This is a genomic window from Rariglobus hedericola (assembly GCF_007559335.1).
GTDB lineage: Bacteria > Verrucomicrobiota > Verrucomicrobiia > Opitutales > Opitutaceae > Rariglobus > Rariglobus hedericola.
The window spans coordinates 441688-464883 of the sequence record NZ_VMBG01000001.1 but is presented as its reverse complement, the minus strand read 5'-3'; the positions used below and the strand labels follow the sequence as shown (position 1 = coordinate 464883).

General features: G+C 59.7%; 20 protein-coding genes. 17 read left to right on the top strand and 3 right to left on the bottom strand.

The window, feature by feature from the left end; genetic code table 11:
- Nucleotides 1-75 precede the first annotated feature (75 nt).
- The gene (locus FPL22_RS02190) at nucleotides 76-717 is read left to right on the top strand and encodes a DedA family protein (RefSeq protein ID WP_144228481.1); all 642 of its coding nucleotides are present in this window, start codon (nucleotides 76-78) and stop codon (nucleotides 715-717) included.
- On the opposite strand, the gene uvrA is transcribed toward FPL22_RS02190, so the two are convergent.
- On the bottom strand, nucleotides 714-3578 hold the full coding sequence (gene uvrA, locus FPL22_RS02185; protein WP_144228480.1) for an excinuclease ABC subunit UvrA: 2865 nt from the start codon (nucleotides 3576-3578) through the stop codon (nucleotides 714-716). The genes FPL22_RS02190 and uvrA overlap by 4 nt on opposite strands.
- Before the next feature lie 114 nt (nucleotides 3579-3692).
- On the opposite strand from uvrA, the gene FPL22_RS02180 reads away from it, so the two are divergent.
- The 5 genes from FPL22_RS02180 to FPL22_RS02160 are packed head-to-tail and all read left to right on the top strand — an operon-like array spanning nucleotide 3693 to nucleotide 9150.
- The gene (locus tag FPL22_RS02180) at nucleotides 3693-4856 is read left to right on the top strand and encodes an AI-2E family transporter (RefSeq protein ID WP_144228479.1); all 1164 of its coding nucleotides are present in this window, start codon (nucleotides 3693-3695) and stop codon (nucleotides 4854-4856) included.
- A gap of 18 nt (nucleotides 4857-4874) precedes the next feature.
- Nucleotides 4875-5138, top strand: coding sequence for a zinc ribbon domain-containing protein (locus FPL22_RS02175; protein WP_144228478.1), 264 nt, complete (start codon nucleotides 4875-4877; stop codon nucleotides 5136-5138).
- The gene (locus FPL22_RS02170; protein ID WP_144228477.1) at nucleotides 5135-5551 is read left to right on the top strand and encodes a DoxX family protein; all 417 of its coding nucleotides are present in this window, start codon (nucleotides 5135-5137) and stop codon (nucleotides 5549-5551) included. The genes FPL22_RS02175 and FPL22_RS02170 overlap by 4 nt, the downstream gene beginning before the upstream one ends.
- A gap of 36 nt (nucleotides 5552-5587) precedes the next feature.
- A complete protein-coding gene (locus tag FPL22_RS02165) occupies nucleotides 5588-8320 on the top strand; it encodes an ATP-dependent DNA ligase (RefSeq protein WP_238991285.1) in 2733 nt (910 codons plus the stop codon).
- A gap of 50 nt (nucleotides 8321-8370) precedes the next feature.
- On the top strand, nucleotides 8371-9150 hold the full coding sequence (locus tag FPL22_RS02160; protein WP_144228476.1) for a DUF3108 domain-containing protein: 780 nt from the start codon (nucleotides 8371-8373) through the stop codon (nucleotides 9148-9150).
- Here FPL22_RS02160 and FPL22_RS02155 read toward each other — a convergent pair.
- Nucleotides 9119-9682 (bottom strand): DNA-3-methyladenine glycosylase, encoded by a 564-nt coding sequence (locus FPL22_RS02155; RefSeq protein ID WP_144228475.1) that lies wholly within the window; start codon nucleotides 9680-9682, stop codon nucleotides 9119-9121. The two genes, FPL22_RS02160 and FPL22_RS02155, sit on opposite strands and share 32 nt — an antisense overlap.
- A gap of 43 nt (nucleotides 9683-9725) precedes the next feature.
- Between FPL22_RS02155 and FPL22_RS02150 the strand changes: the two genes are divergently transcribed.
- Together FPL22_RS02150 and FPL22_RS02145 are read left to right on the top strand one after the other, a co-directional pair.
- Nucleotides 9726-11111 (top strand): MFS transporter, encoded by a 1386-nt coding sequence (locus tag FPL22_RS02150; protein WP_162525158.1) that lies wholly within the window; start codon nucleotides 9726-9728, stop codon nucleotides 11109-11111.
- 185 nt (nucleotides 11112-11296) lie between these two features.
- The gene (locus tag FPL22_RS02145) at nucleotides 11297-11962 is read left to right on the top strand and encodes a chromosome partitioning protein ParA (protein WP_144228473.1); all 666 of its coding nucleotides are present in this window, start codon (nucleotides 11297-11299) and stop codon (nucleotides 11960-11962) included.
- An 85-nt stretch (nucleotides 11963-12047) separates the two neighbouring features.
- Here FPL22_RS02145 and FPL22_RS02140 read toward each other — a convergent pair whose 3' ends face one another.
- Entirely contained in the window at nucleotides 12048-12596 is a 549-nt protein-coding gene (locus FPL22_RS02140) for a hypothetical protein (RefSeq protein WP_144228472.1), read from the bottom strand.
- A gap of 263 nt (nucleotides 12597-12859) precedes the next feature.
- On the opposite strand from FPL22_RS02140, the gene rplU reads away from it, so the two are divergent.
- The 9 genes from rplU (at nucleotide 12860) to FPL22_RS02095 (ending at nucleotide 23165) form a co-directional block, all read left to right on the top strand.
- A complete protein-coding gene (gene rplU, locus FPL22_RS02135) occupies nucleotides 12860-13174 on the top strand; it encodes a 50S ribosomal protein L21 (protein WP_144228471.1) in 315 nt (104 codons plus the stop codon).
- A 34-nt stretch (nucleotides 13175-13208) separates the two neighbouring features.
- Entirely contained in the window at nucleotides 13209-13448 is a 240-nt protein-coding gene (gene rpmA, locus FPL22_RS02130) for a 50S ribosomal protein L27 (protein ID WP_144228470.1), read from the top strand.
- A 390-nt stretch (nucleotides 13449-13838) separates the two neighbouring features.
- Nucleotides 13839-15620 (top strand): hypothetical protein, encoded by a 1782-nt coding sequence (locus tag FPL22_RS02125; protein WP_238991284.1) that lies wholly within the window; start codon nucleotides 13839-13841, stop codon nucleotides 15618-15620.
- Between the two features lie 107 nt (nucleotides 15621-15727).
- The gene (gene hisF / locus FPL22_RS02120; protein ID WP_144228469.1) at nucleotides 15728-16489 is read left to right on the top strand and encodes an imidazole glycerol phosphate synthase subunit HisF; all 762 of its coding nucleotides are present in this window, start codon (nucleotides 15728-15730) and stop codon (nucleotides 16487-16489) included.
- A gap of 37 nt (nucleotides 16490-16526) precedes the next feature.
- Nucleotides 16527-16994, top strand: coding sequence for a response regulator (locus FPL22_RS02115; RefSeq protein ID WP_144228468.1), 468 nt, complete (start codon nucleotides 16527-16529; stop codon nucleotides 16992-16994).
- Between the two features lie 21 nt (nucleotides 16995-17015).
- A complete protein-coding gene (locus FPL22_RS02110; protein ID WP_144228467.1) occupies nucleotides 17016-20492 on the top strand; it encodes a response regulator in 3477 nt (1158 codons plus the stop codon).
- A 5-nt stretch (nucleotides 20493-20497) separates the two neighbouring features.
- Nucleotides 20498-21319 (top strand): CheR family methyltransferase, encoded by an 822-nt coding sequence (locus FPL22_RS02105; protein WP_144228466.1) that lies wholly within the window; start codon nucleotides 20498-20500, stop codon nucleotides 21317-21319.
- A gap of 2 nt (nucleotides 21320-21321) precedes the next feature.
- Nucleotides 21322-21942: a chemotaxis protein CheB gene (locus tag FPL22_RS02100; protein WP_144230240.1), complete on the top strand. Its 621-nt coding sequence runs from the start codon at nucleotides 21322-21324 to the stop codon at nucleotides 21940-21942.
- 8 nt (nucleotides 21943-21950) lie between these two features.
- Nucleotides 21951-23165, top strand: a complete 1215-nt coding sequence (locus tag FPL22_RS02095) for a sensor histidine kinase (protein WP_144228465.1) — start codon at nucleotides 21951-21953, stop codon at nucleotides 23163-23165.
- Nucleotides 23166-23196: the final 31 nt, after the last annotated feature.

Sequence of the window (23196 nt, the reverse complement as noted above, 5' to 3'; positions counted from 1 at the left end):
GGGAACGTCCGGCGGACTCTCCTGTTTAAACCCTTGGCAACGACCACGCCCGGTGTTTGATGCAACCTCCCCTTCATGTTTGAGACCCTCCTCAACTACTTCCAGAACTCCCCGCTTTCCCTGTGGGGGCCGTTCATTGTGCTGTTGCTCTGCGGGCTGGGTCTGCCGATTCCCGAGGACATCGTGCTGATCACCGCGGGCGTGCTCGGCCAAATCGACGGGCGCTCCTGGATCGAAATCAGCGCGTTGATGTATGCGGGCGTGCTGGGTGGAGACACGATTACTTTTCTGGCCGGGCGGCATGTTGGCGGCTGGGTGCTTACGTCGCGTTGGTTCCAACGGATTTTTCCTCCGCAAAAACAGGCAAAGGTCGTCGATTTTTTTGATAAGAACGGCTCGATGGGACTTTTCATCGGACGCTTTTTGCCCGGCCTGCGTGCGCCGATTTTTTTCACGGCGGGTTCGATGAAGGTCCCCTTCGTGAAATTTTTATTTTTCGACGGGTTGGCCGCCTTGATCAGTGTGCCCGTGTTCGTGTGGCTGGGCCACTGGATGTGGGGGAAATTCCACGACGACATCGAGCTGTTCAACCGTTCGCTCCACAAGACCAACCAATACGCCGGCTGGGCCGCGATCGTGATCGTCGTGGTGGCGGTGATCGGGTTTCTGATCTGGCGCCGCAAACGCCGTATCCGCAAAGAAGCGGAGAAGGTTTAAGCGGCGCCCTTGCGCCAGCGCTTCAACGCCGCGCCGGTCAGGCTGCGCGGCTCCGCTTCGATGGTCGCGATCGGGCCGGAGGCAACCACTTCTCCACCCGCACTGCCACCGCCCGGACCGAGGTCGATAATCCAGTCGGCCAGCGCAATCACATCGAGATTATGCTCGATCACGATGAGCGTGTTGCCCGCATCGCGCAGTTTGAACAGCAGGTCCATCAGGTGTTGAATGTCCACCCAGTGCAGGCCGGTCGTCGGCTCATCAAGGATGTAGAGCGTGCCGCCTTGCTGGCGTTTGCTCAGCTCCAGCGAGAGTTTTAATCGCTGCGCCTCGCCGCCCGAAAGTGTCGTCGCGGACTGGCCGAGCGTGAGGTAACCGAGGCCGACGGCGTTGAGCGTTTCCAGTTTGTCCATCACTCGCGGGATGTTGCGGAACAGCATCATCGCCTCGCGCACGGTCATATCGAGGACATCGGCAATGGACTTGCCGTGAAAAAGCACCTCAAGCGTCTCGCGATTGAAACGACGTCCGCCGCAACTCGGACACGGCGCGTAGGCGTCGGCCATGAATTGCATGTCGAGTTTGATGACGCCATCGCCCTGACAGCGTTCGCAACGACCACCGCGCACGTTGAAGGAGAAACGACTGGCCTTGTAGCCGCGCACTTTGGCCAGCGGCACTTGGGCGAACAAATCGCGCAGCAAATCAAGCAAACCGACGTAGGTCGCGGGATTGGAACGCGGCGAGCGGCCGATGGGAGACTGGTCCACCTGCACGAGTTTTTCGAAATGATCGAGGTTCTCGATGGCACGATGCAGGCCCGGCGTGATGCGCGTCGCGCCGTTGAGTTTGCGTGCGGCGGCCGCGGCGAGCACATCGTTGACGAGCGTGCTTTTGCCGGAGCCGGAGACACCGGTGACGACCGTGAGCAGCCCGACGGGAAACCGCGCATCGACGTCGCGGAGATTGTTTGCCCTCGCCTCGCGCACGGTGAGGAAAAGTCCGTCCGCCTTCTTTGTGGCGACGTCCTTCGTCACAAATTGTTTTCGCGCGAGGAACGGGCCGGTGCGTGAAAGCTTCGCCGGCATTTTCATCAACTCAGCCGGCGTGCCCTGAAACAAAATGCTCCCGCCTTCCGTGCCGGCCTCGGGCCCGAGTTCGATGATCTCGTCGGCAATGCGCATGGTGTCTTCATCGTGTTCGACGACGAGCACCGTGTTACCGCGATCACGGAGTTCACGAAGCGTTTCCAGCAGCTTTTGATTGTCGTGCGGGTGCAGGCCGATGCTCGGTTCGTCGAGCACGTAGATCACGCCCATGAGCCCCATACCAAGTTGCGTGGCCAGCCGCACACGTTGGGCTTCGCCGCCGGAGAGCGTGTCGTAATCCCGACTCAGGGTCAGATAACCCAGTCCGGTTTCCAACAGGAAGAGCAGTCGCTGCTCGATGCCCGTGACGATTTCCTTCAACGCCTCGTTGCCGGCCAGCTCGACGACCAAAGCCGTGGCGAAAGCGTGGGCATCGCCCACATCGAAAGAGAAGAAGGCCGGCAGATTTTTTCCATTTACCGTGACGGCGCTGCTGCGGGCGTTGAGACGCGAACCGTGACATTCGGGACACTCGCCGCTGATCATGAACGTCGTCAGACGCGCGCGAAATCCATCGCTCTCGGTTTCGCGGAAGCTCTCTTCAAGGTCACCAATGATGCCGGAGAACGGCATGGCCTTGGGCTCGCGCATGCGCTTCAGCTTAAAGGCAAACAAGCGCTCCCCCGCCCCGTTGAGCAGGATTTCGCGCGTCTTCGCCGGCAGGTCTTTCCACGGCGTGTCCGCATCGAACGGGATTTGCTCGGCCAGCTGACGCAGCTGGGCGTTGTGTTTGATGATGAGATTTTTTCCGCCGATGCGCCACGGCTTGATTGCACCGCCACGCACAGATTTTTCCGGATCGGCAATCACCAGCTCGGGAATGAAACGGAGCTTCCGACCGAGTCCGCCACACGTGCCGCACGCACCCTCGGAGTGGTTGAACGAAAAATGGCGCGGCGTGAGTTTTTCAAACACGTCGCCGCACACTTCGCAGGCGAGTGACTGGCTAAGCCCGATCTCGCGCCAAGGGGTAGCGGACGATTTTTGAGCGAGAATAAAGACGCGGTCCTTGCCCTCGCGGAAAGCAAGTTCAAGGGAGTCGGCCAGCCGGCTGCGTTGATCGGCAACCGCAACCAGTCGGTCGATCACCAGATCAACCTGGATCTCGGCCGTGCGCGTGCCGGCGGGCAGGAGATCGCTATCGTCGAGGTTCTTAATCTCGCCGTCGAGGCGCACGCGCTGAAACCCGCGCTGGCGGAGACGTGGCAATTCGTCGCGGAGGACGGATGCCTTGGCCTTGAGCGCCGGTGCCAAAATCATGATGCGCTCGCCCGGCACTTCGCGGAGAACGCGGGCGACATTGTCGTCCAGGGAACGTTGCACGACGCGGCCGCCGTCCTTCGGACAACGTTGTTCGCCGTGAAGCGCCCAGAGCAGTCGCGCGTAGTCGGCGATCTCGGTAACGGTCGCGATGGTGCTGCGCGGCGAGCCGCCGCCCGTGCGCTGCTCGATGGCCAGCACGGGAGACAAACCGTGGATAAAATCGACGTCGGGCCGCTTGAGCTGCTCAAGGACCTGGCGGGCCTGAGTGGAGAGAGACTCCATGTATTTGCGGTAGCCCTCCGCGTAGATCGTATCAAACGCCAGCGATGACTTGCCGGAGCCGGACGGCCCGGTGACGACCACGAGTTTTCCGCGCGGGATGCGCACCTCGAGGTTCTTCAAGTTGTGCTCACGGGCACCTTTGACGTGGATGTGGGTGGCGGCCTGCATGTGGCAAATCGACACGGTATCCAATTTACCGTGAACGCAAGACGGCAGAAACCCGATGGGTGCCGCCCTCCTTTCGGCTGGCGTCCGGCGGTGCGGTTCCCTGTTGTTTGCGCCATGTCCGAAACTTCCGAACAGCGCCTGCTTACTCCGCCACAACGAAAGTTGGTGGGCTTTGCCCTTGGTCTGTTCGCACTGGTGGCCTCGATCACCCTGCTCGTCGGCGTGTTAGTCGTGCTGTCGTTTGTCGTGGGCCACTTCTCCGGCGTGCTCTGGCCGCTGGCCGTCGCGGGAATCATGGCGCTAATCATGCGCCCCGTGGTTGAGTTGCTGGAAACTCGCCTGAAGCTCAAACGCCTGAGCGCGGTGATCACCCTTTACGGTGCGTTTGTTTTGGTTCTCGCGGGTGCCGCCTTGCTGATCACCCCGCCTCTGGTGGAACAGGTGCTCGCCTTCATCGCCTATGTTCCGGAGTTCTGGAAACAGGCGATCGAGTATGTGCAGCAGCATTATCCGCAATGGATCGAACTCGCCCACAAGCAGCTCGAAAACGACACGGTGAAGAGCGCGGTGGACGGCTTGCTCGCCGAGGCAAAAGAAATGACGAAACACGCGATCCCCTCGCTGAAATCAGCCGGACATGGCGTGATGGGAATTTTCGGATTCTTCGCCCATCTCGCGGTCGTGCCCATCTACCTTTTCTTTTTCCTGCTCTCCCGTGGCGAACCCACGAAGAACATGGAGAAACAGCTTCCTTTCCTGAAGCCGTCCGTGCGCGACGACGTGGTGTTTCTGGTTCGTGAATTCATTTCCATCGTTGTCTCATTTTTCCGCGGTCAACTCGTCATCGGCCTCATCATGGGCGCCATGCTGGCGATCGGATTCAGCGTGGTGGGCCTCAAGTTCGGCCTCATCATCGGACTGGTCCTCGGCATTCTAAACATCGTGCCTTATCTCGGCACGATCATCGGTCTGAGTATCGCCCTTCCCCTCGCGTTGCTCCAACCGGAAGGCGGCATGCCGCTGGTGGGACTGGTTCTGCTGGTCTTCATCATCGTGCAGAACATCGAGGGCTGGTATCTCACCCCGAAAATCATGAGCGACCGCACCGGTCTGCATCCGGTGGCGATCATCGTATCGATTTTCTTCTGGGGCACCGCACTCAGCGGCATCCTCGGCATGGTGCTGGCGATTCCGCTCACGGCGTTCTTTGTGACGGCCTGGCGTCTCGTTAAGCGCAAATACTTCAAGCCGGCGCACCCCGTCAAAAAAGAGGCCTGAGCCAACGAAGGGTTTTGCATGAGTCGCTCCACGCCGCCGCCCGACGAGTGCGCCAATTGCGGAGAATCGATTCCGCGTAACGCCCGCGCCTGTCCCGAATGCGGTGCAGATGAACGCACCGGCTGGCGTGAAACCTCAATCTACGACGACCTTGATCTGCCCGATGAACACGATTCGACGGATGCCGCAAAAGCCCGCCGCCCTGTGAACATTTTTTGGATCCTGGTGGGAGTTGGAATGTTGGTTTTACTAGGCTTGGCCGCCCTGGGATTAAGACTATGAATTTCCAATGGAAGTCACTCGACCGCTGTTCTGATGCGGGACTGCTGATCATCCGCGGTGGCATCGGCGCGTTATTCATGTGCGTGCACGGATTTCCCCGTCTGATGGGCGGTCCCGACAAATGGAAATCCACGGGCCGTGCGCTCAGTTATCTCGAAATTGATTTCGGACATACGGCGTGGGGTTTCGCCGCCGCGCTCGTCATGACGGCCGGAGGCGCACTGATGATTCTCGGCCTCGCGCACCGGCCGGTCTCACTCGCGCTTTTCGTGACCATGGCGGTCGCCTCGATTTGGAAATATTACCCCTTCGCCGGCTGGGATGCCGCCGCGCATCCGGCCGCAATGACCATCGTGTGCCTTGGGCTGCTTTTCACGGGACCGGGGAAATACTCGATCGACGCGAAATCCTGATTTTTCGGGCAACGGGTTTGAGTTGCGCAGGTCCGAGTGAATCTTACCGGACACATGGCGTGGGATGTTCAATTTCGAAATGGTCTGTGGCTGCCGCAAGCCGGCTGGTGGCTCGACGCGCACCATCCCGTCGACCGCTCCTTCGTTTCCCACGCGCACTTTGATCACCTCGCCCCGCATCGCGAAATCCTGTGCTCGGAAGGCACCTCAAAACTGATGGGCGCGCGCATGCCTGGCGAACGTCGCGAGCATATCCTGCCCTTTAATCAGACGGAATCGCTCACACCGGAGATCGCGGTTACCCTGTATCCGGCGGGACACATTTTTGGCTCCGCACAAATTCTTTTGGAGCACGCCGAGCACGGGCGTTTGCTCTACACCGGCGACTTCAAACTTCGCCGAGGACTTTCCGCCGAAGTCTGCGACACTCCACGAGCCGATCTCGTGATCATGGAGACCACGTATGGGCGCCCCCACTACGTTCTGCCACCCACAGCGGAGGTGATCAGCGCGATCATTCACTTCTGCCGGCAGACGATCGAAGACGGGGAAACGCCCGTATTGTTCGGTTACAGTCTCGGCAAGAGCCAGGAAATTTTGAGTGGTCTCGCTGGCGCGGGGCTGCCCGCGATGCTGCATCCGCAAACCCTCAAACTCACTCGAGTCTACGAAGAGCTGGGCATGAGCTTTCCGCCTTACCGGGTTTTCGATGCCGACCAACTCGCCGGCCATGTCGTGATTTGTCCGCCGCAAAGTCCGGCGTCATCTTTCATCAAGAAAATCCCGCACCGGCGCACCGCCATGATCACCGGTTGGGCACTCGATCCGGGCGCCCGGTTTCGCTATCAATGTGACGCGGCCTTCCCGCTCTCCGACCACGCCGATTACGACGACCTGTTGCGCTTCGTCGACCTCGTGCAACCCCGACGCGTGCTCACGTTGCACGGTTTCGCGAGCGACTTTGCCCGCACGCTGCGCGATCGTGGAATCGAGGCTTGGGCGATCGGACAGGACAACCAGTTGGAAATGCCGCTAACACTCGGATTCCCTGAAAATCCCGCTCCTCGACCAACGGCAGCAACACCGGAAGCCGCCTTTGCGTCCGACTCACTGGATAGTTTTGCGCAAACCGCCGAGCAGCTCAAATCACTCTCGGGGAAACTTGATAAAATCGCGTTGCTGGCCCGCTATCTCGCGAGCTTGGGAAATGAAGACGCCGCGCTCGCCGCGTTGTATTTTACCGGACGTCCCTTTCCACAGACGGAGAGTCGTGCGCTGAATCTAGGATGGTCGGTCATCAAGCGCGCCTTGCTCGACGTCACCGGCTTAAACGAAGGGGATTACCGGCGCGCTTATCTGCGTTACAGTGACAGCGGCGATACGGCGGAAGCGATTCTCGCCGGACATACCGAGCCGCAACCGACACCGCTTACGGACATCGCCCAACTCCTCTGCTCGCTCGCCGACGCGCGCGGACCTGCAGCCAAACTTTCCCTCCTTCAAGAACGACTGCGCGCCCTTTCGCCCGCCGCCGCAAAATATCTCATCAAGATTATCACCGGCGATTTGCGCATCGGCCTCAAGGAAGGCCTCGTCGAGGAAGCCATCGCCGCGTCCGCCAGTCGTCCCGTTGAAACGGTGCGCGAAGCCAATCTGCTTTGCGGCGATATTGCCGAGGTCGTGCGCGCCACTCGAGAAAACCGGCTGGAGCAAATCCAGCTGCAGGTTTTTCACCCGTTACAATTCATGCTGGCGAGTCCGGAGCCCACGGCGGGCGCGATTCTCCAACGACTCGGCGCCCCCGTCTGGCTGGAGGAGAAATACGACGGCATCCGCTGCCAGGTTCACAAACATGGCGGACGAGTTGAATTATTCTCCCGCGATCTCCACCGCATCACCGCGCAGTTTCCCGATCTGGCCGCCGCCGCGCACACGCTTCCGGGTGACTTCATCATCGACGGCGAGTTGCTGGCGTGGCGCGACGGACGCGCCCTGCCCTTCGCCGAACTCCAAAAACGCCTCGGTCGCAAAGGGGACGATTTTTTCCTCGGCGAGGAAATCCCTGTATCCGTTTCCTGTTACGACCTGCTTTGGCGAAACGGTATCAACCTTTTGAAAACCACGCTTGCCGGTCGCCGCACCGCACTGGCCGCATTGCTCGCCATCAGTCCCGTCGCGAACACGCGTTTCACGCTCGCCCCCGTGCAGCAGGCGCGCACCGAAGTCGAAATCGAAGCGGCCTTTCTAGCCGCCCGCCAGCGGGGCAACGAAGGACTGATGGCCAAGGATCCGCTCAGCGCCTACACACCGGGACGACGAGGACTGGCTTGGTTGAAACTCAAAAAAGCCTACGCGACAATCGACGTGGTGGTCGTCGGCGTCGAATACGGCCATGGCAAACGAAAGGGCGTGCTCAGCGATTACACGTTCTCGATCCGTGACGAAGCGAGCGGCCGGTTGCTCACGATCGGCAAGGCGTATTCAGGCCTCACAGACGTAGAGATTGCCGAACTCACCCGACATTTTCTCGAAAATACCATCGAGGAAAAAGGCCGGTATCGCAGCGTGGTTCCGGATACCGTGTTGGAGATAGCCTTCGACTCCATCCAGCCGAGCAAACGCCACGAAAGCGGTTATGCGCTGCGCTTTCCCCGCATCGCGCGGATACGCACCGATAAGACCGTGGCCGAAATCGACACCCTCGCGACGTGCGCACGGCTGGCGGCTGGGGCATTCATCACCGCACCCGAAGACGTCCGTCCTGATTAACATGGACGATCACACATCCGTTGCGTTTTGATCTTCGTCACGCCCCACCGATGACCTTCATCCACCGATTTCTGCCGGCGATTTTGTTGGTGCTGCTCGCGTTTTCACCAACCGCACGAGCTAACGAATCGGTCGAAGTGCTCAAACCCGGCGAATCGCTCACCTACCGCGTTGGCTGGGGATTATTGGGCCATGCCGGCGACATGAAGGTCACCGCGACTGAAGAGACGATCGCCGGCCGGTCGCACACGCGCATGACCACCACCAGCGCGACCCAGGGATTCGTGCGGTTGCTTTACCGTTTCGACGGCGAGGCACAGATGTTGTTCGACGCGCACGATGGACGTCTGCTCAACGCCACCGCCACGACGCAGGCCAAGAAAAACAAAACCAACGCCTCCATCACCTTCGACTACACCAAGAACGAAGCGAGTTACGTCGATCACCTGGAACCCGCGCGCAACAGCTCGTTTCCCATGCCCGAGGGCATGCCAATGGATTTCATCACCAGCCTGATTCAGACCCGCTCCTGGGCGCTCGAACCCGGTCAGTCCCGTGATGTACTCGTGTTATTCGACAAGGATTTCTACCAGCTCCGAATCACTGCCGAGCGCGAGGAAACGATCTCCACGCCCTCCGGAAAACGCAAAACCGTGCTGCTGATGCCTCGTATGATTGGCGAACCCAAGGGTATGTTCCGCCGTGGTGGCGAAGTGCGCGTATGGGTGTCGGCCGACGCCGACCGCCTGCCCTTGCGATTCGAGGTGAAGCTCAAAGTCGGCACCGCTTACGCCGTGCTCACCGACTACCAGCCGCCCGCAAAACCGTGACCGCGGCCGGCGCGTAATAAAAGCGCCACGGTTTCGCCGCCCATTCAGCTCCCGCATAGGCCACGCCGATGCGAGCCGTGGCTTTGATCGCGCCCCGCGGCACCTTGAAACCATCATCTTCAAGCCATAGTCCCGTGGTGCGCGCGGCGGGTTTCGCATTAAAACGCCGGTCGATCCCGAGGAGCTTCGTCAGCCGGCCGGGGCCGGAAATCCCTTCGACACCGCGAATCAAAATTGCCGACGGCTGGTCTGCCGGGCCGGTGACGAGATTGAGCATCTCGTGCACGCCATAGCAGAGATAAACATACCACACACCGCCGGCGGCATACATCACCTCGGTCCGGCGCGTGCGGCCTTTGCTCGCATGGCAGGCGAGATCGGTTTCACCGTGATAAGCCTCGACCTCGCAGATTCGGCCCCGACGCACAACTCCATCAGCGCCCGTGGCGACGAGCACCTTGCCGAGGAGACTGCGGGCCAATGCAACCGTATTTTTGGATCGGACGACTTTGGCTTCTATTACGGGAGGCATGGCATTAACAGGGAGGTCAGTTTTTAACCGCCCCACGCCCGCCATGTCCACCTCGACGCTCCGTCACAATCTGCGCCATTGCACCTATGATGGCATTGCGGCGACACCGATTGTTTATCTGCTGCAACCGGGCAACTTCATCATCGCGGCCCTGTTGGTGGAAATGTTTCAACTGCCGCCGGCAACTTACGGCCTGATCGCGTCGCTGCCGTTTTGGGGTAATTTTGCCCAGGCGTTTCTGATGCCGCTGGTGAACCGCTCCTATTCGCCAAAAGCGGTCTCGGTCGCGTCCTCTTCGTTGCAAGCGCTGTGCTGGGCAATCATGGCGGTGATGCTTTCGTTTCTACCCATCGATCAACCGCAGATCAGTGGCCGCTGGTTCATCACTTTGTTCGCGGTCTCGGCCGCGGTGACCGCGCTGACCGGTGTGAGCTGGATGTCGTGGGTGCAGGAATGGGTGCCGGTGCGCCTGCGCGGCAAATATTTCGGCCGCCGCAACCGCCTCCTGCAGGTTGCCCAGATCTTGTTTCTCGTGCTCTCAGGCTGGTTGATCGGCGAACTCAGCGGTTCGATCGTGGCCTTCCAGGTCGTCCTCGGCAGCGCGGTGGTTTTACGGGTGGCATCGGTCCTGTTGCAGCGAAAAATCCACGCCGAAATACCCGTCAACGACCGAGCCGAGACCCGTATTCCGTGGCGCGATCAAGTGCGGGCGTTGCTCGAGACCAAGCCGTTTCTCTGGCTGGTGTCCTACGGTGCGGCGTGGGGATTTGCCGCGAGCACCTTCGGGCCGTTCTACGCGATTTTCATGTATAAGCAGCTTGGCTTTTCCGTGCAGAATGTGAGCACACTGGTGATTCTCTCGAGCGTGGGCGGCGCGGTATCCGCTCCCGCGTGGGGCGCCCTTGCCGACCGGTTTGGCAACAAACCCGTGATGCTGTTTTGCATGATCGCGTGGCAGGTGCAGAACCTCCTGTGGTGCGTGCTCACGCCTGAAAACAGCTGGTTGCTTTACGGCATGTGGAGCTATGGCGGCGTCATGGGCGCAGGCTTCGTCCTTTCGTTGTTTAATCTTCAACTGAAGATCATTCCGCCGCATGCCAAGACCCTCGCCATCAGCGCCAATCTCGCGATCACGTCACTGATCACCGCGATGGGCCCGATTGTAGGCGGCGAAATCCTCCAGCATCTTCTGCAGGGCAACAGCTCGCCCATTGAGGTTTATCATCAGGTTTTTCTGGTGCTCCCGGTGATGGCCTTGCTCGCCTGCCTCCTGCTCACACGCGTCCACGAACGCGCTTCCAGTCCGCTCTCCAGCGTCGTCGGCGCCATGCGCAACATCCGCACCCTCGGTGGTGTTTTCGGGCTCAGTATTTTGGTGGACTACGTGTTCATCAAACCATCGCCGTCCGCCAAAAAACAAAAGCTTTGAGCCATTTGACCGGACGGACGGCTTCACTGTCGCACGGCCAACCTTGGCTTGAACATGGCACACGTCTCGCTCAAGCCTTTGCCTGCTTCATATATTACGAAGCTTCCGCATTCAGGCGACGTTCTCCGCTGTAATTTAGCCCGAACCACTTTCGCTCAACACGGTCCTCTCCACAGTCCCACTTTATGAAAAAAACATTCCTCATCATCCTCATTCTACTTTTCATCCTCTCGCTGGGCGGCCTCATCAGCTATCGTTCCTACAAGCAAAAGGCCGAGCAAAGTAACCAGGACAGAATCGCCGCCGCCGAAAAGGCCGATGCCGAACGCCGCCAGTCCGAAGCCGCCGCCGCCGAGGCTGAAGCCGCCCGTCTCGCCGCTGAAAAATCCCGCAAGGATGCCGAGTCCGCCACCGCCGAACTCGAACGCCGTCGCGCCTCGCAAGCCGCCGCCGAGTCCGCCCGCCTCGCCGCCGAAGCCGAACTGGCCGCCGCCGCCGCAGAACGCACCAAGGCCGCCAAGGAAGCTGAAGGTCTCGAAGGTCGCGCCAAGGCAGCCGCCGATCTCCGCGCCAAGGAAGCCGCCGCAGTTGAAGCGGCCCGTCGCGATGCGCTGGCCAAACTCGCCGCCGCCGAACAGGAGAAGCAGGACGCCGCCGATCGTGAGGAGGCCCGTCTCGCCGCTCTCAAGGCACAGGAAGCCAAAGAGGCCGAACTCGCCGCCAAGCCTGTCGTGCTGTTGCCCCGCGCCGTCATGGCTCCCGACTACAAGCGCCGCGAACATTACTACATGCAGGTCGACATTCTAAATGCGGAAGCCAAGGAAGCCGCCGCACCGAAAAAGACCCCTTGAGGTCACGGCAATTACTCAAGGCTCCTGCCCGCAAAAAAGGCGACGGTTGAAACCGTCGCCTTTTTTATGTCCATCGCCCGACGTCTCAGAAACCCATCACGCTCTCCGGCGCCTTGCCCTGCTGTTCTTTCTTTTGCAGCTCCGTCTCGCGGTCACGGATCTCCTTCGCGACCTTCTGCTGCTCGACGACATAGTTATCCAGCCGCGTGGAAAAAATCATCAGCCAGTTGCCCTTTTGCTTCGCCCGCATCGAGCCGTCTTCCAACTCGTAATCATAACCGATGCCATTGGTGCCGCCGCCTTCGCTCGACAGTTTCTTCCACGAGGAAGCGCCGCGATTGGCACTCAACAAAGCACGCACTTCGAATTCGTTGAGTGATTCGCCCACGCGTTGATAAGCCTCCGCCATGGAGCGACCGCCCGCGTAAAAAACATGGACCTTCCAGCCGTTTTCACTGCTGAGCTGGTTCGCGAGCGCCGACTTCCAGTAAACACCTTCAGCCGTATCGGGCGGATAAAATTTCTTGGTCTCGTTAAACGGCTGGTCGCGCTCTTCGCGCTGACGCTCGCGTTCGGCATCCCGGTTATCCTTATCTTTTCCGCGGAAAAACGCCTTTCCCAAGTTGGGCTGCATGATGCGGCGTTCAACCGTGTCACGGGTTTCGCCCACGCGCGCAACTGCCTGACGGGTAGTGCAAAAAAAGGAGGCTACGGTAAGAAACGCGACCGCAACGCGAGGGGTAGGGGAAATATTCACAGGTGGAAAAGCTAGGTGAGTTTAGCGTCGCTCCGCTATCCAAATCCGGCGATGAATACCATCTGACGCGCGGGTTTATAAATTCCCAAATATCTACTTGCGTGACCCCGCCCAAAACCTCTTAGTTCTCCCTTTTATTTATGAAAGCGACTATCAAAACCCAAGGCCAGCAGTTCGCTGTTACCGAAGGCGACATTCTCATTGTAAACCGTTTCCCCAACACGGAAGCCGGCTCCACCGTCGAGATCACCGACGTCCTCTCTGCTGGTGAAGGCGCCGCCTTCAAAATCGGCACCCCTCTCCTCGCCGGTGCTTCTGTCACCGCCAAGATCCTCGAAAACAAGCGCGGCGACAAGGTCATCGTCTTCAAAAAGAAGAAGCGCAAGGGCCACGAAAAGAAGCGCGGCCACCGCCAGGAACTGTCCGTCATCAAGATCGAGGCCATCAAAGCCTGATCATCTAACAACCCTTTAAAGGAAAACACATCCCATGGCGCATAAAAAAGGTGCAGGCTCGACCTCCAACGGTCGCGAGAGCCACTCGAAACGTCTCGGCATTAAGAAATTTGGCGGCCAGGCCGTCATCGCCGGCAACATCATCGTTCGCCAGCGCGGCAGCAAGCTGCACGCCGGTAAGAATGTCGGCATCGGCCGCGACTGGACCCTCTTCGCCCTCACGGACGGCAAGGTCGAGTTCGACAAGGTCCACCGCAAGGTGAACATCGTCTAAACAACGATCAGGTCGCTTTCCAAAGGCGCCGGGCTTTCGAGCCCGGCGCCTTTTTGTTTGTCGCCATCGACCGATGATCACCGCTTCAACCGCGCGGTTGATACGATGCACGCCGATTTGATGCTTTCCGTTATTCTATAGGAAAAGACGCAATCCACAGAGTGCTCCGCGAAGATTATTTCGCCAGGCACGCACCGGACCCGGACGAGATTGCCACCGCGTGATCCATGCACCCGCACCAGAGGCCAAGCTTGTCGCAGTTAAGCTGCGTGCCCCGTCGGAAAAAACGCCAACTTCCCTCTTGCTCCACTGGTTCAATACCTGAACATTCTTACCTTTTCGCCGTTCGCCCGATGCGCCCGGCAGACCTTGGCAGACAAACCACTACGCATGCATAGTTTTTCCGAGCAGTGTCTCGACATGGCCCGATCGATTCTCGGCCATAACCTGGATTCCATCCAACCCGACGGCAGCATTCTGCCCGCTCCCGGCGAGGAGCCCCGTGCCGACGAACCCGGTCACGTTGCCTACACCTTAGGCGAATACTACCGCGCCACCGGCGAAACCACCCTCAAGGGCTACGATCTCATCGATCTCACCGCCCGCTGCGTGACCGCCCAGATGTTCACCGAGCCGGCCACCGAGAACGGTCTCGCCTACGCCGCCCTCGGCCTCCTGTGCTTCGGTCCCTCCAAGGAACGCAATCCCGTCTGGGAGCGTCTCGTCGAAGAGACCCAAGTCCGCATCGACAAACAGCTCCTCCATCGCAGCGACCACGACAACCACTGGCAGGCGTTCAACGTCGCCAAGGCCGTCGCCCGCTACTCGTTCGGCCTCTCCAAGAAGGACGAAACCTCCCGCCTCATCGAGCGCATGGTTGATCGCATCAACCAGACCAGCTCCACCGGTTTCTTCGACGACTCCACCGAAGGCCTTGGCGGTAATTTCAATCTCTACGGCGTGATGACGTTTGTCTTCACCCGCTCCGCGTTGCAGCTCCACGCCAACTCCGGCGTGCGCGATCGCAAGCTCCCCACCCTCCGCACCTATGCCGAGAAATACCTGAAAATGATGCCCGATCTCGTCCGTCAGGACGGTCTCGGCTGGGCCTTCGGCCGCGCCGCCGGTGCCTACGGCCAGATGCACTGCATCAGCCTCGTGCTCCAGGGTCTCCGCGATGGTTGGATCCTCGAGGACCAGAAGCCCAAATACTTCGATCTCCTCCGCCGCCTCTTCGTGTTTTTCTACCAGACTTACCTGGATCAGGAGCACGGCTTCGTCGATCTCCGCGACGAAGAGCGCACCGCCTACAGCAGCCACACCACGCGCATGGCGAATTTCGACGCCGCACGCTACCTGTGCCAATGGGCGCGCCTCGCCAAGGCCGTGCAGGTTCCGGTTCCCACCGGCGCCCCCAAGCCCCCCGAGGGCAACCGCACCGTCGGCCGTTTTGTCATCTTCGACAAATCCAACCGCAAAGAGCAGGGCCTCTTCCTTTATCGCGATGCCGAGAGCGGCCTCCACGCGCAGATCCCGCTCATCAGCTCCGGCACCACACTCACGAGCGATTCGTTGCCCTTCCCTCACTGCCCCGGCGTGTTCGACTGGCCCAACAACGTCTATGCACCGATCATGCTCCCCGAGCTCACGTTCAACGTCGGCGGCGTCGAGCAGGTCACCCTGCCCGCCTTCTACGGCAAGAACTGCGTCACCGGCCTCGGTCTGCGCAACAGCTTCTACTTCCGCTACGAGCAGCCCGAGTTGATCAACACCAAGGAGGAAATCCTCAAGGGCCTCGGCACCGTCAAAGTTCAATGGAACTTCGCCGGCCCTAAGATTAGCGCGGAGTTCACCTACACCGTGAAGCAGCAGGTCGAGCTGACCAAGTTCCGCTACGTCCTCGCCATCGCCGCGCCCCACTCGAAATACCACGTCGGCAGCGCCATCGCCCTCGGCGCCGAAGGCCACCGTTGCACCGTGCAGAAGGACGACTTCCAAGGCGTCTGGCAGGACACCGAGGTCGTCACCAACGATCCGACCTACCGCACCAACTACGGCAAGATCCACTACCTCCAGCACCTCGTGCGCGACCACCCGCTGGTCATGCGCCCGGGCCAGAGCTACCGCCTGGTGGTCAACTTCGAGCCCGATATCGTCCACACGGAAAATTGATCGGTCCGCGCAACCGCGCAAACGAAGCCCAATGACGAATGATTTTTCATCCGTTATTGGGCTTTTTCATTCGTCAGCCCGACCTTACTCATTCGTCATCACGAACGATGTTATCGAGACGAGTCATTCCCTGCCTTGACGTTCACGCCGGCCGCGTGGTCAAGGGCATCAAGTTCCAGGAATTGCGCGACGCCGGCGATCCCGTCGAGTCCGCCAAAGCCTACGACGCCCAAGGTGCCGACGAACTCGTCTTCCTCGACATCACCGCATCCAGCGATGGTCGCGGCATCATGCACGACGTTGTCGCCCGCACCGCCGAGCAATGCTTCATGCCGCTCACCGTCGGCGGCGGACTCCGTTCGCTCGAAGACATCGAACGCATGCTCAAAGCCGGAGCCGACAAAGTTTCCCTCAACACGTCCGCGATCAAAGACCCGCAACTCATCGCCGCCGCATCGAACCGCTTCGGCGCCCAGTGCATCGTCGTCGCCATCGACGCCCGCCGCGAACCCGACGGCAAATCCTGGCGCGTCTTCACGCATGGCGGCCGCAATGCCACGGACCTGAACGCCATCGACTGGGCCAAACGCGCGGTCGAACTCGGTGCCGGCGAGATTCTCCTCACCAGCATGGACTGCGATGGCATGAAAACCGGCTACGACTGCCCGCTCACCCGCGGCGTAAGCGATGCCGTCACGGTCCCCGTGATTGCCAGCGGCGGTGCCGGCGAGCTTTCGCATTTTGCAGACGCGATCAACGACGGCCACGCCAGCGCCGTGCTCGCCGCCAGCCTTTTCCACTTCGGCACCCTCACGATCCCGCAGGTTAAAGACTACCTCGCGACCCTTGAGATTCCCGTGCGCCGGTAGGCCGTCCCAACAAAGAGCATTCTTTTTTACCCATCGAATGAAAACCTCGAAGATCATTTTACTGGTGGAAGACGATCCCAATGACCGGTTCCTGTTTACGCGGGCCGCTCAAAAAGCCGGCATCACCGACCCTGTGCAATCCGCGTCGGACGGCCAGGAGGCGATCGATTATCTCACCGGCTCCGGCCCGTTTTCCGATCGTCTGCGCTATCCGCTGCCCGACCTCGTGGTGCTCGATCTGAAACTTCCGCTCGCGACCGGTTTCGAGGTGCTGAGCGCCGCCCGCCAGCACCCGGTCACCCGCCACGTGCCGGTGGTCATGCTGACCTCATCCCAAAGCGAGGCGGACATCACTCAAGCCCACGCGTTGGGCGCCAATGCTTATCTCGTGAAACCACCCAGTCCGGAAGAACTGCTGAACCTCGTTCGCTCGATCAAAGACTTCTGGCTGGCTCAAAATCGCTCCCCCAAACTCGGCGTTCACTCCGCCCCCGCGTCGCATTAATCGACCAACGCCCAATCCACTATGAGCGCAGGAATCTCTAACCAGTCCCAGTCAGCGTCCGGCCGGACATCCGGCCTCGCTCCCCATCACCGGCACTCGCGCAGCGTGCTTCCGTTGATGGTCGGTTTTGCCGTCGTCATGTTCTTCTTTCTGACGAGCAGCATCGTGGGCTACTTCAAGATTCAAACCCTCCGGGACACATCCCAAACGGTCGCTCATACCCACGAGGTGATAGTGGCCCTGGGGGATCTCTTAGCCTTGGTTACCGATGCGGAAACCGGTCAGCGCGGTTATCTACTGACGACGGACGCCCAATACCTCGTGCCCTACAACGTCGCATTGGGCAATATCGACACACGGATCGGTGAGTTGGAGCGGTTGATCGCAGACAATCCCGACCAACAAAGCATCCTCCCGATCATCAAGAGCAACATCTCCGTCAAACTGGCGGAGTTGGCCGAGACCATCGAAACCCAGCGCAGTCGCGGAGCGAATGCCTCGCTCACACTCGTGCGGTCGGATCGCGGTAAAAACGCGATGGACTCCTTGCGGCAGAATGTGGGGCGCATGATTGGAGTAGAAAGAAGCCTGCGCAATCAGCGCTTGGTTGATGCCGACGCCGCTTTTAAGACTGCAGTCTGGAGCACCGTGTCCGTCAGCTTGGTTGGTCTGATTCTGGCCAGCGTGATTACGTGGGTTCTGCTGCGTGCCGAGCGAGCCAAACAGCGGCAGGAATGGATTCAATCGGGTCAACTCCGGCTCGCCGAGCAGATGATCGGCGAACAAAGGCTCAACCAACTCGCCGAAAGCGCCCTGCTCTTCCTCAGCGATTACCTCGGCGCACAGGCAGCCGCGATGTATGTTGAAAACGGCGATTCCTTCCAGCGTCTGGCCACCTACGCACTGCCCGAGACGGCCAATATCCCGCAGCGCATCAAACTAGGCGAAGGCTTGCTGGGACAAGTCGCCCGAGACGGAAAATCCGCCGTGGTGAAGGACGTTCCGGACGGTTACCTGACCATCGGTTCATCCTTGGGTCAGCGCCCGCCGCGGCATTTACTCATCGTCCCGGCGACCGTGGATGGCGAGGTCAACGCCGTGATGGAGTTCGGCTTTTTCCATGCCATCCCCGAACATGGCGTCGAGCTACTCGCCCGACTCGGTGAATCGATCGGCGTCGCGGTGCGTTCCGCGCAATATCGCGCCCAAGTGCAGGAATTGCTTGAGGAAACCCAGGCCCAGTCCGAGGAAGTCCAGGCCCAGAGCGAGGAGCTGCGTGTCTCGAACGAAGAGCTGGAGGAACAGACCCGCGCACTCAAAGAATCGCAGGTCACCTTGGAAGAACAGCAGGCAACGCTTGAGCAGACCAACGCCCAGCTTGAGCTTCAGGCAAAAGTCCTGGCCAAGCAAAAGGAAGATCTGCACCGCGCTGCGGCCACGCTGGAAAAACAAGCCCGCACCGTCGAACAGGCCAGCCGTTACAAGTCGGAGTTCCTGGCCAACATGTCGCACGAACTCCGCACGCCGCTTAACTCGTCGTTGATCCTCGCCAAGCTTCTGTCGGACAACAAAGCCGGTAACCTTACCGCCGAGCAGGTGAAGTATGCGCAGACCATCCAATCGGCCGGCAATGATCTGCTGGGACTGATCAACGAAGTGCTCGATCTGTCGAAGGTCGAATCCGGCCATATCGAAGTTCTTCCCGAACCCGTCGACATCAAGCGTCTCGCCGAAAGTCTTCGAGCCCTGTTCGAAACGACCGCCACCCAAAAGGGCGTGGCCTTCCGCATCGAGGTCGCCCCCAAACTGCCGGCCAGTCTCGTGACCGATTCGCAGCGCCTCGAACAGGTGCTGAAAAACCTGCTTTCCAACGCGATTAAGTTCACCGAGCGCGGCGAGGTAACCTTCGCCATCGATCGCGCCATCGACGGGCGGCTGGCGTTCTCCGTCCGCGACACCGGCATTGGCATTCCTCCCGAGCAGCAGCACATCATTTTCGAACCATTCCGTCAGGGCGACGGCACCACCAACCGCAAATACGGCGGCACCGGTCTGGGCCTCTCGATTTCGCGCGAATTGGTGCGTCTCCTCGGCGGAGAAATCCAGCTCACCAGCGAAGCCGGCAAAGGCAGTGTATTCACGGTTCTGTTACCTGAAGTTTATATCGGTGCCACCGCAGCCCCAAGCCCGGAAGAAACCTCTGGAGCGCCAGCCACGGTTTCAAGCGTCCACACGCCCGCCGCGCAACCGCACTTCGCAGACGCCCCCGTGCGTCGAATCCCCGACGACCGCGAACGCCTTACGGGGAGCAGCCGCTTCATTCTCATCGTGGAGGATGACGAATCCTTCGTAGATATCGTGGTCGATCTCGCACACGAAATGTCGTTCCAGTGCCTCGTCGCCAGCACCGCCGAAGAAGCCCTCACGTTGACGCGCCAATACCAGCCGAGCGCCGTCGTGCTGGATCTCGGACTTCCCGACAACTCGGGTCTCTTCGTGCTGGAACGGCTCAAGCAGGACGCCCGCACGCGCCACATTCCCGTGCACGTGGTTTCGGCCAGCGACTATACCGACAAGGCTCTTTCCATGGGCGCGATCGGCTACATGCTCAAACCCGTCAAACGCGAGCAGCTAGAGAACGCCTTCAAACGGCTCGAAATGCGCCTCACGCAAAAGCTGCAACGAGTGCTGATCGTCGAGGACAACGAGGTCCAGCTCGACAGCATGCGGCTCCTGCTCGGCTCGGGCGGAGTCCAAACCGTCGGCGCCAAAACCGCCGCCGAATGTCTGGAGCAACTGAAGGCCACGACCTTCGACTGCATGGTGCTCGATCTCACCCTGCCTGATGCCTCGGGCTTCTCACTGCTGGAAACCCTGTCGGCCAACGAAGACTACTCCTTCCCTCCGGTCATCGTATATACAGCGCGCGAATTGAGCGGAGCCGAAGAACAGCGCCTGCGTAAGTATTCAAAATCGATCATCATCAAAGGCGCCAAATCCCCGGAACGCCTGCTGGATGAAGTCACGTTGTTTCTTCACCAGGTCGTTTCCGACCTACCCGAGGAGAAACAAGTCATGCTCGAAAAAGTGCGTGGTCGTGACGACACGTTGGAAGACAAACGCATCCTGCTCGTCGAGGACGACGTCCGAAACGTTTTTGCGCTCACCAGCCTCTTCGAACCTTACGGCGTGAAACTTACGATCGCCCGCAACGGTCGCGAAGCGTTGGATGCGCTCGAAAAGAGCGGGACCGGCGGAGCGACCGGCGTGGACCTGGTGCTGATGGATCTGATGATGCCCGAGATGGATGGCATGACCGCCATGCGGGAAATCCGCAAACGTCCGGAGTGGAAAAAACTCCCGATCATCGCCCTCACCGCCAAAGCCATGCGGAATGACCGCGAGCAATCGCTGGACGCCGGCGCGAACGATTATCTGGCCAAGCCGCTGGACGTGGAAAAACTGCTGTCGCTAGTGCGTGTCTGGATGCCCCGATGAGAAGTGTGGCCGCCAAAACCGAGGAGATCGAGCTGCAGTTGCTGCTTGAAGCACTCTACCAGCAATACCATTACGATTTTCGTGGGTATTCGATGGCCTCGGTTAAACGCCGCGTCGCCCAGGCACTCGTGCAATTCAAGTGTCCGAGCATTTCCGCGCTGCAGGAAAAGCTTCTCCATGATCCCGGATTGGTCCCGCACTTGGTGGCCTACCTTACGGTTCAAGTCAGCGAGATGTTTCGTGATCCTTCCTACTACCGGGCGTTGCGTGAAAACGTAATTCCCCACCTGAAAACGTATCCGTCGCTCAAGGTCTGGGTCGCCGGTTGCAGCGCTGGCGAAGAGCTCTATTCGCTCGCTATTCTTTTCCGCGAGGAAGGCCTCGAAAGCCGCACGATTTTTTATGCCACCGACATCAATGCGGACGCATTAAAAAAAGCCGAACTCGGAATCTACGACTTGGATCGGGTTGCCCTCTTCACTGACAACCATCGTAAATCAGGAGGTAAATCCTCCCTCTCCGATTACTACACGGCGGCTTACGGCGGCGTGAAATTCGACAAAACTCTCCGCGAGCGAACGGTTTTTTCCGACCATAGCCTCGTCTCCGATTCGGTGTTTGCCGAAGTGCATCTCGTTACCTGCCGCAACGTCTTGATTTACTTCAACCGCGAGTTGCAGGACCGCGCGATCGGCCTGTTTGAAGACGCATTGGTGCGCCGCGGATTTATGGGTCTGGGCCTTAAGGAAAGCATGCATTTTTCCGCGCACACCGACTCATTCACTCCGTTTGTATTGGATCAGCGGATATATCAAAAGAAAGGCTGATGATGAAAACCTCGAACCTCTCCGGCTCATCATCCGCATCCGCACCGGCGGAGTGCATCGTCATCGGCGGCTCCGCCGGATCAATCGACGCGCTGATCAACATCCTGCCCGCCTTGCCGCGCGATTTTGCGCTGCCGGTATTGGTGGTGATTCATCTCCCTCCAAACGAACGCAGCCTGCTCGCCGAAATATTCGGCCCGCGTTGCCAGCTCCCCGTGAAGGAAGCAGAAGACAAGGAACCGTTGGCCGGCGGCACGATCTATTTTGCACCGCCTAATTATCACCTGCTCGTGGAATCAGACTTCACCCTTTCCCTGTCCAGCGACGAGCCCGTGTTCTATTCCCGCCCCGCCATCGACATCTTATTCGAAACCGCCGCCGATGCCTATGGCAATGGATTGAGAGCCGTGGTGCTGACCGGTGCAAGCAGCGACGGTGCCGCCGGGCTTCGTGCGGTGCACCGGGTCGGCGGACTGTGTTTCGTGCAACGGCCGGACACGGCCGAGGTGTCACTGATGCCTCAGAGCGCACTTGAGGCCTGTCCCGCCGCGCGGTCACTCAACGTTCAGCAAATCGCGCGTGAACTCAGCGCCCAAGCCGGCATTCGTCCCCATCTTACGTGAACGACGCCATGCCCGAGACCCACGTCATCAAGTTTCTGATCGTCGATGACCTCGATCCCAACCTGCTCGCGTTGCGTGCGCTGCTGCAACGCGATGGTCTGGAAATCCTCCAGGCCCGCTCCGGGTCGGAGGCCCTTGAATTGCTCTTGGTCCACGAAGTCGCACTGGCGATTCTCGATGTGCAAATGCCCGGTATGGACGGATTCGAGTTGGCGGAGTTGATGCGTGGCACCGAGCGCACCCGCCGCGTGCCCATCATTTTTCTTACTGCCGGTGCCGTGGACATGCAGCGACGCTTTCGCGGCTACGAACTCGGCGCGGTGGACTTTCTGTTCAAACCCATCGAGCCCCACATTCTGCAAAGTAAAGCCGGCGTTTTCTTCGAACTGGCGAAGCAGCGCGAACACCTGCAGGCCGCACAACTGAAACTATCTCACTACGCAGCCAACCTGGAAAAAATCGTCGAGGAGCGCACCGCGCAGCTGCAGGAAACCGTTCAAGAGCTGGAGGCGTTTTCCTACAGCATCGCGCATGACATGCGTGCGCCGTTGCGCGGAATGCAGAGTTTTTCGCGCCTTCTTCTCGAGGATCACGCCGCCGGTTTGGACGCCACGGGAGTTGATTTCCTCCAGCGTATCGCCGGTTCGGCCAATCGTCTTGATGGGCTCATTCGCGATGTTCTCGACTACACCCGCGTGCTGCGTGCCGACGTGATCTTGGCTCCCATCGATTTAAATCTACTGCTGGCCGACATCCTTGCGACTTACCCGAATCTGCATCCAACCAACGCGGATATTCGCGTGACGGGAACTCTGCCCAAGATTCTCGGCCATGAGGCGTTCCTCACGCAGTGCCTTTCCAACCTGTTGGGCAACGCGGTGAAATTTGTCCGTCCGGGTTTGATGCCTCTCGTGAAAATTTGGGCGCAATCCCCCTCCCCCTCAATCGTGCCTGATCACTCGGGTCCGGATTTCGTAAGACTCTGGATTGAGGACAACGGGATCGGCATCGCTGAAAAGGATCGTGTGCGCATTTTCCGCATGTTCGAACGCATCCACCCCGCCGATAAATATGATGGCACGGGCATCGGTCTCACCATCGCCCGCAAGGCCGCGGAACGCATGGGTGGAAGCATCGGGGTCGACCCCGAATCCAGCAAGGGCACCCGCTTTTGGATTGATCTCAAAATAGCCGGACCGAGTTCTCAAGCATCCGTAGATTAAGCATACTAGGTTCGCCTGGCTGTTCGTAGCG

What these genes read in the sequence shown, in the direction of transcription:
- FPL22_RS02190 (WP_144228481.1), top strand. Translation starts at nt 76, where the DNA reads ATGTTTGAGACCCTCCTCAACTACTTCCAGAACTCCCCGCTTTCCCTG.
- uvrA (WP_144228480.1), bottom strand. Translation starts at nt 3,578, where the DNA reads ATGCAGGCCGCCACCCACATCCACGTCAAAGGTGCCCGTGAGCACAAC.
- FPL22_RS02180 (WP_144228479.1), top strand. Translation starts at nt 3,693, where the DNA reads ATGTCCGAAACTTCCGAACAGCGCCTGCTTACTCCGCCACAACGAAAG.
- FPL22_RS02175 (WP_144228478.1), top strand. Translation starts at nt 4,875, where the DNA reads ATGAGTCGCTCCACGCCGCCGCCCGACGAGTGCGCCAATTGCGGAGAA.
- FPL22_RS02170 (WP_144228477.1), top strand. Translation starts at nt 5,135, where the DNA reads ATGAATTTCCAATGGAAGTCACTCGACCGCTGTTCTGATGCGGGACTG.
- FPL22_RS02160 (WP_144228476.1), top strand. Translation starts at nt 8,371, where the DNA reads ATGACCTTCATCCACCGATTTCTGCCGGCGATTTTGTTGGTGCTGCTC.
- FPL22_RS02155 (WP_144228475.1), bottom strand. Translation starts at nt 9,682, where the DNA reads ATGCCTCCCGTAATAGAAGCCAAAGTCGTCCGATCCAAAAATACGGTT.
- FPL22_RS02150 (WP_162525158.1), top strand. Translation starts at nt 9,726, where the DNA reads ATGTCCACCTCGACGCTCCGTCACAATCTGCGCCATTGCACCTATGAT.
- FPL22_RS02145 (WP_144228473.1), top strand. Translation starts at nt 11,297, where the DNA reads ATGAAAAAAACATTCCTCATCATCCTCATTCTACTTTTCATCCTCTCG.
- FPL22_RS02140 (WP_144228472.1), bottom strand. Translation starts at nt 12,596, where the DNA reads ATGCAGCCCAACTTGGGAAAGGCGTTTTTCCGCGGAAAAGATAAGGAT.
- rplU (WP_144228471.1), top strand. Translation starts at nt 12,860, where the DNA reads ATGAAAGCGACTATCAAAACCCAAGGCCAGCAGTTCGCTGTTACCGAA.
- rpmA (WP_144228470.1), top strand. Translation starts at nt 13,209, where the DNA reads ATGGCGCATAAAAAAGGTGCAGGCTCGACCTCCAACGGTCGCGAGAGC.
- FPL22_RS02125 (WP_238991284.1), top strand. Translation starts at nt 13,839, where the DNA reads ATGCATAGTTTTTCCGAGCAGTGTCTCGACATGGCCCGATCGATTCTC.
- hisF (WP_144228469.1), top strand. Translation starts at nt 15,728, where the DNA reads ATGTTATCGAGACGAGTCATTCCCTGCCTTGACGTTCACGCCGGCCGC.
- FPL22_RS02115 (WP_144228468.1), top strand. Translation starts at nt 16,527, where the DNA reads ATGAAAACCTCGAAGATCATTTTACTGGTGGAAGACGATCCCAATGAC.
- FPL22_RS02110 (WP_144228467.1), top strand. Translation starts at nt 17,016, where the DNA reads ATGAGCGCAGGAATCTCTAACCAGTCCCAGTCAGCGTCCGGCCGGACA.
- FPL22_RS02100 (WP_144230240.1), top strand. Translation starts at nt 21,322, where the DNA reads ATGAAAACCTCGAACCTCTCCGGCTCATCATCCGCATCCGCACCGGCG.
- FPL22_RS02095 (WP_144228465.1), top strand. Translation starts at nt 21,951, where the DNA reads ATGCCCGAGACCCACGTCATCAAGTTTCTGATCGTCGATGACCTCGAT.